We start from the raw sequence: 14459 nt of genomic DNA on the forward strand, positions 1-14459 counted from the left end.
AAACGCCCAGTCAAACGCGGGTTTAAAGCACAGGCGCATGCCATCGGCTGCGCCCGCCTGTGTCTAACCCATATAGTTTGCGCGCAGTGCAGCCACTATCTTTCCGGCTCAACCTGTAAGCCCGAATCTTCCTCACGCTCATCGTCGAAGTAACGGCTGAACGCCAGATACATCCACACTGGCGTCAGCGCAATCCCAACAGCGACGCACAACCAGGCGAGCGTAGAGCTGCCACCGGGTTGGGGGAACAGCAGACGCCCAACCCCTACGAGCAGGGTGTAAACCGACACCGCGGTCACCGCAACGGCGAACAACCGTGCCCCCAATGCTTTGAGCGATTCGCGGCGTGTCACGCCACAGCGCATAGCGGTTTGCCCCCAGAAACCGAACGGCCGCACCCGACGGTAGAAACGATCCAGCGTCTCCTTGTCGGTTGGCGGCGTGATGTAACTGACGAGAATCGCGGCGCTGCACGTCACCAGCGACATGATGCCCAGACGTATCCACTCCCGCTCCGGATCGGTGCCAAGGTAATAGAGCAGTAAAGGGGCGGTGATCAGCGATGCGATCATTGCCGTCAGCTCGGAGTAGAGATTGATCCGCTCCCAGAGCCAGCGCAGTACCAGTACCGAACCCATACCGGCACCGAACAGCAAGGAGATGAACCAGGCCGTCTGAATCGAGCCGAGGTTGGCCATGATGACCATCGCGATCAGCAGTATGAGCACGTTGGAAAGACGCGCGACGAGGACCAGCTCTTTGTCCCTGGGCTTGCGCTTGAGCAGCTTCGGTGCGACTACCCCACCGTAGACATCATTGCTCCAGTACGAAGCGCCCCAATTGAGGTGAGTATCCACGGTCGACGCCAGAGCCGCGAGCAGCCCGACCAACATCAGTCCGCGGAAGCCCGGCGGCAGCAGTTCATCGATACCGGTGACGAACAATGCCTCACGCGCGGCGGTGAACCCTTCGCCGCTCATCTCCTCCGGACTGAACGGATACAGCACCAGCAGGCCAATGGCGATCGCCAGCCAGAACAGGCTGCGCAGAAAGATCTGCAGCCAGGTAAATACCAAACCGGCAATACGCGCCTCACGGTCTGTCGGGCAAGCCATGCTGCGTTGCGCCAAGTAGCCAGTGCCGTCGGAGTTCATCTGAAACAACCACTGCAAACCGACGATTACCAGGAACGGCGTCAGCGCCTCGCCGGCGTTGCTCGGCGGTGAAAACGACAGCATCTTGGCCGCCTGCTCACTGCCATATAGCTCGACGATCCTATCTGTCAGTCCGCCCAGCCCACCCGCTGCATCCACAACGAACCAGGCGTACACCAGCGTGCCCAGCATCGCCACGCTGAACTGCATGACATCGGTCTGCACCACCGCCCGTAGGCCGCCGGTGATCGAGTACATCGCCGTGAAAGTCAGGATCAACAGGATCGAAATGAGGTTGTTGGTGCTGGTCGTCAGTTGATCGAGCCCGCTGATGCTCTCGCCTAGCCGTATGCCGCTGGCTTCCACTGCCCCCATGATCACCTCGTAGACGCCGCCTGGCAGCCATTCATGCCATGGCAGGAAGACCTCGGCAATACGGATGGCCGCGACCAGTACCATTGCGAGCACCACACAGTTGATTACGGTGCCGTAGTAGATCGCCTTGAACAGCCGCAACGGCACTACGGCCGGCCCGCTGTATCGCACGCGCGTCAGCTCCGCATCGGTCAGCACGCCGGCACGGCGCCAACCCGAGGCGAATATCCATGCCAGCAGCAGAAACGCCAGCCCGTAAATCCACAGTCGCCAGAGCGCAAAGACACCGGCTGTAGCAACTAGGCCGCTGACCAATAGCGGCGTATCAGCGGCAAACTGCGTGGCAGACATGGAAACCCCGGCGCGCCACCCTTTGATGGTTCGTCCGGCCAGGAAATACTCGTCGAGGCTCTGTGAGGCTTTGTTGCGAGCACGCATCCCCGCTGAGAGGCCGTAGAGGACGAATGCAAGGACGATCAGTAGATCCAACATGTTGTTATTCCTGTCGTTGGAAACGCTAAGGGTGAGAGCGCCCAGACGGCAGAAAAGATGCAGCGAACGGATGAACGGCATGGTTTGAGCGGCGGTGTTTTTGCGATGACATCCCAGGCGCTAGACTGTCACTCTCCAAATCGCCTCAGATCCCATGCCCTCGCCCGAATACTCACAGCTTCCCGCAGCCTTACAACCTTTACTGGTCAGGTTCTATAGAACCCATAACAGCCGTAACCGTGTACGCCACGAGGCGATGTGCTGGGTTGCCCGGCGCGGCGATATCGTCGCAGGGCTATGTCTGACTCCCATTGCACAGGGGCATTTCCTCACCGGTTTGCTGGTAGCCCCAGCCGAACGGAACCAAGGTATCGGCGCACAACTGGTCCGAGAGGCGCTGGCATCTACCCAAGGCACTGTCTGGCTGTTCTGCAAACCGGAACTGCTGGACTTCTATGGACGGCTGGGGTTTTCGACAACAGATAACCTGCCAGAGATGCTGAGGGACCGCCTCATGCGCTACCGCAGGAACAAGACACTGATTGCACTGTTCAACGATCGAGGGATGCAAATGCAAGGCCCCACACTGACGATCTCTATCGCCTGTCTGTTCGATGAAAGCGGACGCATGCTGATCGTGCGCAAGCGCGGTACGCGCTTTTTCATGCTTCCTGGTGGCAAAGCGGAAGTTGGCGAGACAGCCCTAGAGACGCTCATCCGCGAACTTCATGAAGAGCTAGGCCTGACCATGGGCGACCGCGATTTTAAAGCGCTGGGGCACTTTCAGGCCCCCGCTGCAAACGAGCCGGGCCATCATGTAAAAGCCGATGTGTTCATGGCGCGCCTTCCTCATACCGTCAGCGTGCAGGCTGAGCTGGAGGAGCTGGGCTGGCTAGAGTTGGCACCTTGCACACGAGAGGACGTCGCGCCGCTGCTGCGTGGGCAGGTAATACCCGCACTGTTGGCAAGCGCCGCAGCCGGAGGAGATCCTGGCTGCGACTTTGCTTCGCTGGTTGGGGATCAGGGCGAAATGGGATCGCTGGCCGGGAAGGTTTCTTCGATCGCCTCATCGAGCTGATCTTCATCAGCTTCGTCGGGACGCCGGGCGACGTCGTCGCGCTCGTCGGCTGGCTGATCGTTGTGCAGGTCGCCATTCATGATCTATCTCCACTGGTGGGCTGTTTACCTTAGGCCCTGCGCCGACCACTCGGTTCAGCGGAGTTTTTCGCGGGCAAAAAAAAGGGGCGGGTTTGACCCCGCCCGCCTCCTTCCTTGCTCCCTATATCCCTTCTCATCCTCCTGATGTCATCGCGTCCTGCGATGGTCCCTGACCTTCATCCTGAAGGCCGTGCTAATCCCTAAGCACGGGTGCGATATTAATGATGGCAGTCTGCGCCGCAAGCCGTGTTTCCTTGAGGAACACCCGCCAAATATTTGGCAAAAACATGGATATTTTTTAAAGATCAATAAGTTAAAAATCGACTGAAAGCAGAATCGCTATTTAGCACGGATTCCGCACAAGCTTTACTTACAGCATCTGTAAGTAAATGCTTACAAGGGGATGGGGAAAATCGAAGATCCAATCAATGGGCATTAATTCGATGAGCTGATCGAGCGTGAAGGGCAGCGTAAGAAATCCCTGCTACTGGAGAGACTGGCAGGCACTGGTGGACATTGACCGGACCTGGAAGAAATCAGGTCCGGCCTCAGCCTGCGTTATTGAAACAGCGCGTCGCTCGATAGACCGTTACGCTCCAGGATCTCGCGCAGACGCCGCAGCGCTTCCACCTGGATCTGCCGAACACGCTCGCGCGTCAGACCGATCTCCTGGCCAACCTCTTCCAGTGTCGAGGCTTCATGGCTGCGTAAACCAAAACGCCGGATGACGACCTCACGCTGCTTTTCGGAGAGATCCGACAGCCACTGATCAATGCTGGCAGACAGATCGTCATCGAGGAGCAACTCGCACGGGTCGTTTTGGCGGTCGTCGGTAAGCGTATCGAGTAGCGTCTTGTCCGTATCCGGTCCGAGCGATACATCGACAGACGTAACACGCTCGTTCAGACCGAGCATGCGCTTGACCTCGCCAACCGGCTTCTCGAGCAGATTTGCTATTTCTTCCGGACTTGGCTCGTGATCGAGCTTCTGGGTGAGTTCACGTGCGGCCCGAAGGTAGACATTCAGTTCCTTGACCACGTGGATGGGCAATCGAATCGTGCGGGTCTGATTCATGATCGCCCGCTCAATGGTCTGCCGAATCCACCATGTGGCATAGGTGGAGAAACGGAAGCCACGCTCGGGATCGAATTTTTCGACTGCGCGAATCAAGCCGAGATTGCCTTCCTCGACGAGATCTAGCAACGACAGGCCGCGATTGACGTATCGCCGTGCGATCTTGACCACCAATCGGAGGTTGCTTTCGATCATGCGCTTGCGCCCCGCCGGATCGCCTTTCTGCGCAAGGCGCGCAAAATGCACTTCTTCTTCGGGGGTCAGAAGGGGAGAGAAACCGATTTCATTGAGATACAACTGGGTTGCATCTAGTGCTCGGTTGTAATCGATGAACTTGTGCTGTTTGCTGGATGCGGCCTTGGGTCTGCCTACAGTAGCAGCCTTGGTCACTTTGTCTTTCTGGTCGAAGTGGATGGGCGTTTCCATGAGCAGAACCGCATCGTCGACGTCAAACTCCAGCGCTTGGTCTTTAAGTGCCATTTTATTCTTGTCCTGTTCCGAGTTCGACACAGGCCCAAGCGACGCGGGTCCCTTGCTACGCTCAAGCCAAACCTAGTGCTGGAACAGGCAGGCGACAGGTCAACGTCTTGGCAGATATTGCAGCGGGTCTACGGGTTTACCCTGGCGACGAATTTCGAAATGCAGCTTCACCCGGTCGGTTCCCGTCGATCCCATCTCGGCAATACTTTGCCCAGCCTTGACTTGTTGGCCCTCCCGCACCAGCAGCCGACGGTTATGTCCGTAGGCGCTTACATAGGTATCGCTGTGCTTGATGATCACAAGTTCGCCGTAACCCCGTAATCCACTACCGGCGTACACAACAGTCCCATCAGAAGCAGCCAGGACAGGCTGTCCTAATTCCCCAGCGATATCAATTCCTTTATTCAAACTACCGTTTGAGGAGAATCGACCGATGATCGTACCGTTCGCAGGCCACGCCCAGCCGCTTGCAGAGCGCGTTACGGGCGTAACCGGAGTGCGCGCTGGCTGACTGACCGGCGGCGCCGGCTGCGTGGTAATTGCGGGCTGACGAGGCACCGGATTGGTAACGACCCCGGATGTCGACGGCGCAGGAGCCGGTGCAGGCTGTGGAGCGGGTCTTGGTGCCGCGGAAGCAACGCGTGAAGCACCACCATCGAAGCGGATCTTCTGCCCTGGGTAGATCACATGGGGAGGCTGAATGCCATTTACCCGCGCCAGCTCGCGCCAATCCCAACCAAAGCGGAATGCGATGGACCAGAGCGTGTCACCCCGGCGCACGAGGTACTGTCCGCTCGTGACACGGTCACGCTGATTACGGTCAACGACCTGCACGCCTCCACCATGAGGCGAAGAGGCGCAACCGACCAGCGTCCCAGCAATCACCAGAATGCCGAGCACCGAACGGACCACGGGGCCGCGAATCCACCGCCGTACTGCTGTGAGCCTCAATGCCCGCTCCCTTTCATAGACAAATGCGTCAAACGCCGTCCGTGATTGGCTGGCGTCGACCGGCAAACCACTCGAGCCCCAGCACCAGAACGATACCGCCAACCGCCAAGAGGACTGCCAGCAGCAGTTGAGGATCCTGTCCGGTCAAATCGCCGTAGGCGCCAGGCAACAAATTTTGCTGTAGCACCGGAACATTTTCGCCACTGGAGTTGGTGCGCCAGGTCAGGGTTTCCTTCCAGGGCCAGACCTTGTTCAGCGAGCCAAGCATCAAGCCGGTGAGAAAAGCCAGGGTCAGATCGCGCCAACGCTTGAGCAACCAGCTCAGCAACCGCGCGAAGCTGAGCAGCCCCACCAGACAACCAGCCGCGAACGTCATCATCACGCCCACATCCAGGCTTTTCACTGCGCCCAGGACCACCTGGTATAACCCCAGCAGTACAAGGATGAAGCTGCCGGAAATGCCCGGCAGAATCATCGCGCAAATGGCGATGGCACCCGCGAAGAACAGGCTCACACTGCCACTGCCCCACTGCATCGGAGCCGCTACGGTGATCCAGTAGGCGAAACCTATACCCAGGCAGAAGCTCACCAGCCGCGACAGGTTGCGACGCTGGATCTCCTTACCCACCAGGTGCACCGACACCAGGATAAGGCCGAAGAAAAAAGACCAGACGGGAATCGGATGCTCTTCCAGCAGATAGGTGATCAACCGGGCCAGGCTCAGGATGCTGGTAAGCACGCCAGCAAAGAGAACCAGCAGAAAGCTCGCGTTGGCGGTCTTCCACGCCTCGCCGATGCGCCCTCGTAGAAGCGGTCGGGCGGCGTATGGCACCGCACTGATGGAACGCAGAAGCTCGTCGTAGATACCAGTGATGAAAGCCACAGTACCGCCCGAGACACCGGGCACCACATCCGCCGCGCCCATGGCCATGCCTTTGGCGTACAACAATAAAGCGTTTTTCATGCTTCCTTCCGCTGAATGATCAAATCACGGGGCCATTTAGCAGCGGCACGAAACGTACGGTATCCAGAAGATGGCGCGAAAAGCCGTTCTCCTCTCGAATGATCAGCATGAGTTGCTGGACCTCGCCGACACCCACCGGAATCACCAGACGCCCACCGGGCGCCAGCTGATCGAGCAAGGCCTGCGGCACATCGGCTGCCGCCGCGGTGACGATGATGCCGTTGTAAGGCGCCAATGCAGGCCAGCCCTCCCAACCATCGCCCCAGCGAAAGACCACATTGCGCAGCTTGAGTTCGGCCAGACGCTCTTTGGCACGGTCTTGCAGAGCTTGAATGCGCTCGACCGAGAACACTCGCTCTACCAGCTGTGCCAGCACGGCAGTCTGATAACCAGAACCGGTTCCGATCTCCAGAACCTTGTCCAGCGGACCGTCGGCCAGCAACAGCTCGCTCATGCGCGCGACCATGAATGGCTGGGAAATGGTCTGGTTGTGTCCGATGGGCAGGGCCGTGTCTTCGTAGGCGCGGTGCGCCAGCGCCTCGTCGACGAACAGATGACGCGGAGTGCGACGAATGACTTCGAGCACCTGGGCGCTCGACAGCCCTTCCTCGTAGAGGCGCTGGATCAGGCGGTCACGGGTGCGCTGCGAGGTCATTCCAGAGCCATGCAGCAGGTTGTCTTGTCCGCGATGTCTCACAGCACGTTCTCCACCCAGCTTTCGAGACCACTGAAGGCCTCACGGAAGGTTCTATCAAGCTGCAGCGGGGTGATCGAGACATAGCCCTGCATCACGGCATGGAAGTCAGTGCCCGGCCCACCGTCCTCGACGTCGCCGGCTACCGATATCCAGTAGCCCTCCTTGCCTCGCGGGTTGGCCTGCTTGACCGGCGGTTTGGCGCGGCTGCGGTGGCCCAGGCGAGTAAGACGGATCCCACGAATATGGTCCAGCGGCAGGTTGGGCACGTTGACGCTGAGCACGGTCCGCGGCGGGACTTCGAGCCTGTCGTGCTGCTCCACCAGCAGACGCGCGATATGCGCGGCAGTCGGCAGGTTCTCCGTCGAACGCGAGACCAGCGAAAAGGCGAAAGCCGGGCGGCCGGTGAAGCGCCCTTCGATGGCCGCGGCGACCGTGCCGGAATAGAGCACGTCGTCCCCAAGATTGGCGCCGAGATTGATGCCCGAAACCACCATGTCCGGCGCATCCTCGAGCAGGCCATTTAGGCCCAGGTGCACGCAATCGGTGGGCGAACCGTTCAGCCCTATGAAGCCGTTCGGCATGCTTACCGGGTGAAGCGGGCGGTCCAGGGTAAGCGCGCTACTGGCGCCGCTCATGTCCTGAATCGGGGCTATCACCTTGCATTCGGCATAGTCGGCCAGCGCGTCATAAAGCGCGGCGAGCCCGGGTGCATACACCCCGTCGTCGTTGGCGATCAGAATACGCATCAGATGTCCGTCTGCCCTGCCAGGCTGACCAGCTCACGCACCATGGCGGTGGCGAAGCATCCGGTCGGCAGGACGAATTCCAGTTGCAGAATGTCAGGCTCGGGATAATGCCACGACAAACCGCCGATGGGGAGGCGAAGAATGCGCCGTTCGTGCTTCATTCCAGCTTGTGCCAACCAATTGACGATCGCAGGTTCGGTTTCGGCGACAGCATTCTCTAGTGCCTGAATTTCGTCGCCTGCTGGTGAGCGATCAATACCCCACAATGGGCCAGTGGGATGCAGATCGAGAATGGCCAGGCGCGGATCACTGCAATCGGCTTGCTCTGCTGGGAAAAAACTGCGGCTATCGGTGAATGCCAGCAGATCCCCCACGCGCGCCTGATTCCAGCTGCCATCGGCGACCCGTTCGGCAAGTACACGATTGAACAGATAGCTACGGCCAGCAGAAAGCAGGCGCGAACGCATGTTGCGCTGCTCCGGAAGCTCTCCTTTCGCCGCGAAGTGCCGTGCCCCGTGCAGGTTGCCGCCCTCATAGCCGAAACGCTGCAGACCGAAGTAATTCGGCACGCCGAAGGCCTTGATTCGCTCCAGCCGCTCATCCAGAGCGCCATGCGCACCGCTTAGCTCTGTCAAGCGCAGGCAGAAGCCATTGGCCGAGTGTGCACCACGCTGCAGCTTGCGCTGATGCCGGGTGCGCTTGAGGATCGTCAGGCTTTCGTTCTCGGCGGCGGCAAGATCCGGGTCGGTCTTGCCCGGCAGATGCAGGCTGAACCACTGGCGAGTCAATGCCTGGCGGTCCTTCAGTCCCGCGTAGCTGATCATCTTCAGCGGCACGCCAGCGGCGCGGGCGATGCGTTTGGCAGCTTCCTCGGTGTTCAGGTTGCGCTTTTCCACCCACAACCAGAGGTGCTCGCCCTCGCCGGACAGCGGAATGTCGAGCACCTCATCGACCTGAAAATCCTCCGCGACCGCCTTCAGCACCGCGCTGCCGCAAGGCTCGCCATGCGCCAGGGGACCGAGCAGCTGGTCTTCGGTCATGCGCGGACCAGCAAGGCGATGGCATGCACGGCGATCCCTTCCTCACGCCCGGTGAATCCGAGCTTTTCGGTAGTGGTGGCCTTTACATTGACCTGATCCAGTTCGACTTGTAGATCCGCAGCGATCAGCGCGCGCATGTCATCGATATGCGGTGCCATCTTGGGCGCCTGGGCAATGATCGTGGCGTCGACATTGCCGACCACGTAGCCCTTGGCCTGCACCTGCTTCAACACATGGCGCAGCAGCACGCGGCTGTCGGCACCCTTGAACTGCGGGTCGGTGTCCGGAAAGTGCTTGCCGATATCGCCCAGCGCAGCGGCACCGAGCAGCGCATCGCTCAAGGCATGCAGCAGCACGTCCCCGTCAGAATGAGCCAACAGCCCAAATCTGTGTGGAATTCGAACGCCGCCAAGCGTGATGTGATCGCCCTCGCCGAAGCGGTGCACGTCGTAACCGTGGCCGATACGCATATATGCAAAACCCTGAAAATCTCGAGGCGGCGATTCTACAGGAGCCGAGTGCTGCATGAGTGTCCGCGGCACCTCCCGATCATCGACACGGCCAATAACCACCATCAGTCGAATCGATCTCATATCGGAAAAAAGCGATATATAGTTCGCCTCATTCCGATATACAGCCCAGAGCCATCCCATGCCGGACGACTTCGACGACATCATCAAGGCCCTCGCCCACCCGCTGCGTCGCGACATCCTGCGCTGGCTGAAGGAGCCGCAGCGGTATTTCTCCGAGCAGCACCATTCGCTGGAAAACGGCGTCTGTGCCGGGCAGATCGACCAGCGTGCCGGCCTGTCGCAGTCAACCGTATCGGCCCATCTGGCGACCCTGCAGAAAGCCGGGCTGATCACCAGCCAAAAGGTCGGCCAGTGGCATTTCTTCAAGCGCAACGACGCGATCATCGAGTCGTTCGTCGAGCGCATCGGCCAGGAACTCTGAGTCCCTTTTCGCACCACCAGTAAAGGAGCGGTATTGCTATGCCCACACTTTTCGACCCGATCAAGATCGGCGATCTGGAACTGCACAACCGCGTCATCATGGCGCCGCTGACCCGCTGCCGCGCCGAGCCCGGCCGCGTACCCGGCGATCTTATCGCCGAGTACTACGCCCAGCGCGCCGATGCTGGTCTGATTATCAGCGAAGCCACTTCGGTGACCCCGATGGGCGTCGGCTACCCGGACACTCCCGGCATCTGGTCCGCCGAACAGGTTCAGGGCTGGAAGAAGGTTACCGACGCGGTGCACGCCAAGGGTGGCAAGATCGTCCTGCAGCTCTGGCATGTCGGCCGTATCTCCGACCCGATATATCTCGACGGACAGCTGCCAGTCGCGCCCAGCGCTATCAAGCCAGCCGGTCACGTCAGCCTGGTTCGACCAAAGAAGGATTACGAGACACCGCGGGCGCTGGAAACCGCTGAGATTCCCGGCATCGTCGAGGCCTACCGCAAAGGTGCGGAGAACGCCAAGGAAGCCGGTTTCGACGGCGTGGAGATTCACGGCGCCAATGGCTATCTGCTCGATCAGTTCCTGCAGGACAGCACCAACCAGCGCAGCGACGCCTACGGTGGCTCGTTGGAGAACCGTGCACGGCTGATGCTGGAAGTGACCGATGCCGCCATCTCCGTATGGGGTGCCGGCCGCGTTGGTGTGCATCTGGCGCCACGAGCCGACTCCCATGACATGGGCGATTCGGACCGTGCGCGAACCTTCGGCTACGTCGCTCGAGAGCTGGGCAAGCGCGGCATCGCCTTCATCTGCACTCGCGAAAAAGCCGGTGAGGACAGCCTCGGCCCACAACTGAAGCAGATATTCGGTGGCATCTATATCGCCAACGAACGCTTCACCAAGGAACAGGCCAATACCTGGCTAGATGAGGGCAAGGCCGATGCCGTGGCCTTCGGCATCCCTTACATCGCCAACCCTGATCTGGTTGAGCGGTTACGTAAGGACGCTCCGCTTAACGAAGCAAAGCCCGAGCTGTTCTACGCTCAGGGTCCGGTTGGCTATACCGATTATCCGTCGCTCTAGCTCCTTGCGATGGAAGGCCCGACCGGTCACCCGGCCGGGCCTTTTTTGTTTCTCCCAGGCATCAGGCCGCCGCGCAGGGTGGGCATCGGCCCACCACCCAACGGCGGATTACGCGCCCCAACATCAACGTTTCAACGCCTCGGCATGATGCTGCAGGTGGTCATCGATGAAGCTGGCGATGAAGAAGTAGCTATGATCGTAGCCCGGCTGGATGCGCAGCGTCAGCGGGTGATTGGCCGCGTTTGCTGCCGCCTGTAGCGCCTGCGGCTTGAGCTGGCCATCCATGAAGTCATCGCGATCGCCCTGATCGATCAACATCGGCAGCTTTTCCCTGGCGTCGGCGATCAGCGCACAGGCATCCCACTCGCGCCAGCGCGAACGATCCTCGCCCAGATAACGACTGAAAGCCTTCTCACCCCACGGGCAGTTGAGTGGATTGCTGATCGGCGCAAAAGCCGACAGCGACTGGTAGCGACCAGGATTCTTCAGTGCGCAGATCAGCGCACCGTGGCCACCCATCGAGTGCCCACTGATGCCACGGCGGTCGGAGACCGGGAAGTTCGCCTCGACCAAAGACGGCAACTCGTCGACCACGTAATCGTACATCCGGTAATGCTGCGCCCAGGGCTCCTCCGTAGCATTGAGGTAGAAGCCGGCGCCAAGACCAAAATCCCAAGCACCGTCAGGATCGTCCGGCACGCCGGCACCCCGCGGGCTGGTATCCGGCGCAACGATGATCAGGCCGAGCTCGGCAGCCAGACGCAGCGCCCCGGCCTTCTGCATGAAGTTCTCGTCGGTGCAGGTCAGCCCGGACAGCCAGTACAGCACCGGCAGCTTCTCGCCCTGTTCTGCTTGGGGTGGCAGGTACACGGCAAAAATCATGTCGCAGTTCAGGCTGGTGGAACGGTGACGATAGCGTTTGTGCCAACCGCCGAAGATCTTGTTGCTGGAAACGATTTCAAGACTCATAGGCCCTCCGGGCAGCACAACGCGGCAAGCCACAAGCGGTTGCTCAGCCATTGCTTGTGGCTTGTCGCCGTTGACTTAGAAATGGATGACGGTACGAATGCTCTTGCCTTCGTGCATCAGGTCGAACGCTTCGTTGATCTGGTCCAGCGGCATGTTGTGGGTGATGAAGGTATCCAGCGGGATCTCACCGCTCTGCGCCTTCTCCACGTAGTTCGGTAGCTCGGTACGGCCCTTTACGCCGCCGAACGCCGAGCCGCGCCAGACACGCCCGGTGACCAGTTGAAATGGCCGGGTGCTGATCTCCTGCCCGGCGCCGGCGACGCCGATGATGGTCGACTCACCCCACCCCTTGTGACAGCACTCCAGCGCCGCGCGCATCAGCTGCACGTTGCCAACGCACTCGAAGGAGTAATCGACGCCGCCGTCGGTCATCTCGACGATCACCTCTTGAATCGGCTTGTCGTAATCCTTCGGATTGACGAAGTCTGTAGCGCCCAGCTCTTCGGCGATGGCGAACTTGCTAGGGTTGATGTCAATGGCGATGATTCGGCTGGCCTTGGCCATCTTCGCGCCAATGATTGCCGCCAGGCCGATGCCGCCCAGGCCGAAGATCGCCACGGTCGCGCCTTCTTCGACCTTGGCCGTGTTCAACACCGCGCCAATGCCGGTGGTCACGCCGCAACCGAGCAGACAGACTTTTTCCAGCGGTGCCTCTTTCGGGATCTTAGCCACCGAGACTTCCGGCAGCACGGTGTATTCGGAGAAGGTCGAACAGCCCATGTAGTGGTAGATCGGCTCGCCCTGATAGCTGAAGCGGGTGGTGCCGTCTGGCATCAGGCCCTTACCCTGAGTGGCGCGAACGGAGCTGCAGAGGTTGGTCTTCTGAGACTTGCAGAATTTGCACTGACCGCACTCGGCGGTATAGAGCGGGATCACATGATCGCCAACGGCGACCGAGGTGACGCCCTCACCCACCGCCTCCACAATCCCGCCGCCCTCATGGCCGAGGATGCAGGGGAACACGCCTTCTGAATCCTCGCCGGAGAGCGTGTAGGCGTCGGTGTGACAGACGCCTGTGGCCACAATACGGATCAGGACCTCGCCAGCCTTGGGCGGCGCGACATCCACTTCAACGATCTGTAGGGGCTGATTAGGGCCGAAGGCAACGGCAGCACGCGACTTGATGGTCATGGTCATCACTCTCGATGATTGGGAAAGCCAACAGTGTAATTCACGGCCAAGATGGGATTAACGATCGCTTTTGGAAAACATTATTGCCATACAGGGACAATGCTCGTGCAGACAGCTACGATCACACCCCATTAGTGTTGATGCCGCTGGATACTCTAATCATTGGAGAACCTCATGAACCGCTGGGAAGGCCTCGACGAATTCGTCGCCGTAGCCGAATGCGGCAGCTTCATGCGTGCCGCCGAGCGCCTGCGCGTGTCGTCCTCGCATGTCAGCCGACAGGTTGCGCGCCTAGAAGAGCGCCTGCAGGCGCGCCTGCTCTATCGCACCACCCGCCGCGTCTCGCTCACCGAAGCCGGGCATACCTTCTTCGCACGCTGCCAGCGGCTGATCGAGGAACGTGACGAAGCCTTTCTCGCCATCAGCGACCTGCACAGTGCGCCCACCGGATTGCTACGCATGACCGCAGCTGTGGCCTATGGCGAGCGCTTCATCGTGCCGCTGGTAAACGAATTCATGGCCCGGCACCCGCAACTGCGAGTGGATATCGAGCTGTCCAATCGCACCCTCGACCTGGTTCAAGAAGGCTATGACCTCGCTATCCGCCTCGGCAAGCTGGGCGAGTCGCGGCTGGTTGCCACGCGTATCGCACCGCGAGCCATGTACCTGTGTGCCGCGCCTAGCTATCTGGAGCGCTACGGAAGGCCGCACACCCTGTCGGAATTGGCGCGCCACAACTGCCTGATTGGCACGAGTGACATTTGGTCCTTCCAAGTCGAGGGTCGCGAGCAGCACTTCAAGCCCAGCGGCAACTGGCGCTGTAATAGCGGTGAGGCGGTACTGGACGCCGCCCTGCGTGGTTTTGGTCTCTGCCAATTGCCGGACTACTACGTGCAGGCGCCGCTGCATCGCGGTGAGCTGGTGTCATTGCTGGAAGGCAACCAGCCACCGGATACCGCCGTCTGGGCTGTCTACCCCCAACGCCGGTATCCGCTACCGAAGGTTCGCCTGCTGGTGGAAGCGCTCAAGACCGGTCTCGCCAGGCGCAACGAATACGCCGCCGGCCGAAACTGAACAGGACTTGAACCGCGCGTCCGGGGCCAGCCTTACCGTGGAACCCGCCAGA

The 14459-nt window shown here is 60.2% G+C and carries 15 protein-coding genes; 4 read left to right on the forward strand and 11 right to left on the reverse strand.

Annotated features, from left to right (window positions below; genetic code table 11):
* Positions 1-95: 95 nt before the first annotated feature.
* Positions 96-2021: a sodium:solute symporter family protein gene (locus AAEZ08_RS09275; protein ID WP_102820480.1), complete on the reverse strand. Its 1926-nt coding sequence runs from the start codon at positions 2019-2021 to the stop codon at positions 96-98.
* A gap of 154 nt (positions 2022-2175) precedes the next feature.
* Between AAEZ08_RS09275 and AAEZ08_RS09280 the strand changes: the two genes are divergently transcribed.
* Positions 2176-3099, forward strand: coding sequence for a GNAT family N-acetyltransferase (locus AAEZ08_RS09280; RefSeq protein ID WP_427702347.1), 924 nt, complete (start codon positions 2176-2178; stop codon positions 3097-3099).
* Here the strand turns inward: AAEZ08_RS09280 and AAEZ08_RS09285 are convergent.
* The 8 genes from AAEZ08_RS09285 to ispF all read right to left on the reverse strand — a co-directional run bounded on the left by AAEZ08_RS09285 (position 3042) and on the right by ispF (position 9601).
* Positions 3042-3179, reverse strand: coding sequence for a hypothetical protein (locus AAEZ08_RS09285; protein ID WP_180983306.1), 138 nt, complete (start codon positions 3177-3179; stop codon positions 3042-3044). The two genes, AAEZ08_RS09280 and AAEZ08_RS09285, sit on opposite strands and share 58 nt — an antisense overlap.
* 558 nt (positions 3180-3737) lie before the next feature.
* The gene (gene rpoS, locus AAEZ08_RS09290; RefSeq protein WP_058065694.1) at positions 3738-4733 is read right to left on the reverse strand and encodes an RNA polymerase sigma factor RpoS; all 996 of its coding nucleotides are present in this window, start codon (positions 4731-4733) and stop codon (positions 3738-3740) included.
* A gap of 99 nt (positions 4734-4832) precedes the next feature.
* The gene (locus AAEZ08_RS09295) at positions 4833-5684 is read right to left on the reverse strand and encodes a peptidoglycan DD-metalloendopeptidase family protein (protein ID WP_193790964.1); all 852 of its coding nucleotides are present in this window, start codon (positions 5682-5684) and stop codon (positions 4833-4835) included.
* Positions 5685-5712: 28 nt separating this feature from the next.
* Positions 5713-6648, reverse strand: coding sequence for a polyprenyl-phosphate transporter (locus tag AAEZ08_RS09300; protein WP_058065696.1), 936 nt, complete (start codon positions 6646-6648; stop codon positions 5713-5715).
* A gap of 19 nt (positions 6649-6667) precedes the next feature.
* Complete coding sequence (locus tag AAEZ08_RS09305; RefSeq protein WP_003285800.1) at positions 6668-7303, reverse strand: protein-L-isoaspartate(D-aspartate) O-methyltransferase; 636 nt, start codon at positions 7301-7303, stop codon at positions 6668-6670.
* A 38-nt stretch (positions 7304-7341) separates the two neighbouring features.
* On the reverse strand, positions 7342-8091 hold the full coding sequence (surE, locus tag AAEZ08_RS09310; protein ID WP_003285799.1) for a 5'/3'-nucleotidase SurE: 750 nt from the start codon (positions 8089-8091) through the stop codon (positions 7342-7344).
* Entirely contained in the window at positions 8091-9131 is a 1041-nt protein-coding gene (gene truD / locus AAEZ08_RS09315) for a tRNA pseudouridine(13) synthase TruD (RefSeq protein ID WP_003285798.1), read from the reverse strand. The genes surE and truD overlap by 1 nt, the downstream gene beginning before the upstream one ends.
* Complete coding sequence (ispF, locus tag AAEZ08_RS09320; protein WP_003285797.1) at positions 9128-9601, reverse strand: 2-C-methyl-D-erythritol 2,4-cyclodiphosphate synthase; 474 nt, start codon at positions 9599-9601, stop codon at positions 9128-9130. Before ispF ends, truD begins: the two co-directional genes overlap by 4 nt.
* A 181-nt stretch (positions 9602-9782) precedes the next feature.
* On the opposite strand from ispF, the gene AAEZ08_RS09325 reads away from it, so the two are divergent.
* Both AAEZ08_RS09325 and AAEZ08_RS09330 read left to right on the forward strand, forming a co-directional pair.
* A complete protein-coding gene (locus AAEZ08_RS09325) occupies positions 9783-10085 on the forward strand; it encodes an ArsR/SmtB family transcription factor (RefSeq protein ID WP_003285796.1) in 303 nt (100 codons plus the stop codon).
* 38 nt (positions 10086-10123) lie between these two features.
* Entirely contained in the window at positions 10124-11173 is a 1050-nt protein-coding gene (locus AAEZ08_RS09330) for an alkene reductase (RefSeq protein WP_003285795.1), read from the forward strand.
* Between the two features lie 123 nt (positions 11174-11296).
* On the opposite strand, the gene fghA is transcribed toward AAEZ08_RS09330, so the two are convergent.
* Complete coding sequence (fghA, locus tag AAEZ08_RS09335; protein ID WP_058065698.1) at positions 11297-12142, reverse strand: S-formylglutathione hydrolase; 846 nt, start codon at positions 12140-12142, stop codon at positions 11297-11299.
* A 75-nt stretch (positions 12143-12217) separates the two neighbouring features.
* Entirely contained in the window at positions 12218-13333 is a 1116-nt protein-coding gene (locus AAEZ08_RS09340) for an S-(hydroxymethyl)glutathione dehydrogenase/class III alcohol dehydrogenase (RefSeq protein WP_036992218.1), read from the reverse strand.
* A 174-nt stretch (positions 13334-13507) separates the two neighbouring features.
* Between AAEZ08_RS09340 and AAEZ08_RS09345 the strand changes: the two genes are divergently transcribed.
* Complete coding sequence (locus AAEZ08_RS09345) at positions 13508-14407, forward strand: LysR substrate-binding domain-containing protein (RefSeq protein ID WP_003285790.1); 900 nt, start codon at positions 13508-13510, stop codon at positions 14405-14407.
* The last annotated feature ends 52 nt before the right edge of the window (positions 14408-14459 follow it).

Source organism: Pseudomonas sp. E45-MNA-CIBAN-0222, from assembly GCF_040310405.1.
Classification (GTDB): domain Bacteria; phylum Pseudomonadota; class Gammaproteobacteria; order Pseudomonadales; family Pseudomonadaceae; genus Stutzerimonas; species Stutzerimonas stutzeri_AC.

Excerpts from the sequence above, each read along its gene's own strand:
- AAEZ08_RS09275 (WP_102820480.1), bottom strand. The coding sequence starts at position 2,021 with ATGTTGGATCTACTGATCGTCCTTGCATTCGTCCTCTACGGCCTCTCA.
- AAEZ08_RS09280 (WP_427702347.1), top strand. The coding sequence starts at position 2,176 with ATGCCCTCGCCCGAATACTCACAGCTTCCCGCAGCCTTACAACCTTTA.
- AAEZ08_RS09285 (WP_180983306.1), bottom strand. The coding sequence starts at position 3,179 with ATGAATGGCGACCTGCACAACGATCAGCCAGCCGACGAGCGCGACGAC.
- rpoS (WP_058065694.1), bottom strand. The coding sequence starts at position 4,733 with ATGGCACTTAAAGACCAAGCGCTGGAGTTTGACGTCGACGATGCGGTT.
- AAEZ08_RS09300 (WP_058065696.1), bottom strand. The coding sequence starts at position 6,648 with ATGAAAAACGCTTTATTGTTGTACGCCAAAGGCATGGCCATGGGCGCG.
- AAEZ08_RS09305 (WP_003285800.1), bottom strand. The coding sequence starts at position 7,303 with ATGACCTCGCAGCGCACCCGTGACCGCCTGATCCAGCGCCTCTACGAG.
- surE (WP_003285799.1), bottom strand. The coding sequence starts at position 8,091 with ATGCGTATTCTGATCGCCAACGACGACGGGGTGTATGCACCCGGGCTC.
- truD (WP_003285798.1), bottom strand. The coding sequence starts at position 9,131 with ATGACCGAAGACCAGCTGCTCGGTCCCCTGGCGCATGGCGAGCCTTGC.
- ispF (WP_003285797.1), bottom strand. The coding sequence starts at position 9,601 with ATGCGTATCGGCCACGGTTACGACGTGCACCGCTTCGGCGAGGGCGAT.
- AAEZ08_RS09325 (WP_003285796.1), top strand. The coding sequence starts at position 9,783 with ATGCCGGACGACTTCGACGACATCATCAAGGCCCTCGCCCACCCGCTG.
- AAEZ08_RS09330 (WP_003285795.1), top strand. The coding sequence starts at position 10,124 with ATGCCCACACTTTTCGACCCGATCAAGATCGGCGATCTGGAACTGCAC.
- fghA (WP_058065698.1), bottom strand. The coding sequence starts at position 12,142 with ATGAGTCTTGAAATCGTTTCCAGCAACAAGATCTTCGGCGGTTGGCAC.
- AAEZ08_RS09340 (WP_036992218.1), bottom strand. The coding sequence starts at position 13,333 with ATGACCATCAAGTCGCGTGCTGCCGTTGCCTTCGGCCCTAATCAGCCC.
- AAEZ08_RS09345 (WP_003285790.1), top strand. The coding sequence starts at position 13,508 with ATGAACCGCTGGGAAGGCCTCGACGAATTCGTCGCCGTAGCCGAATGC.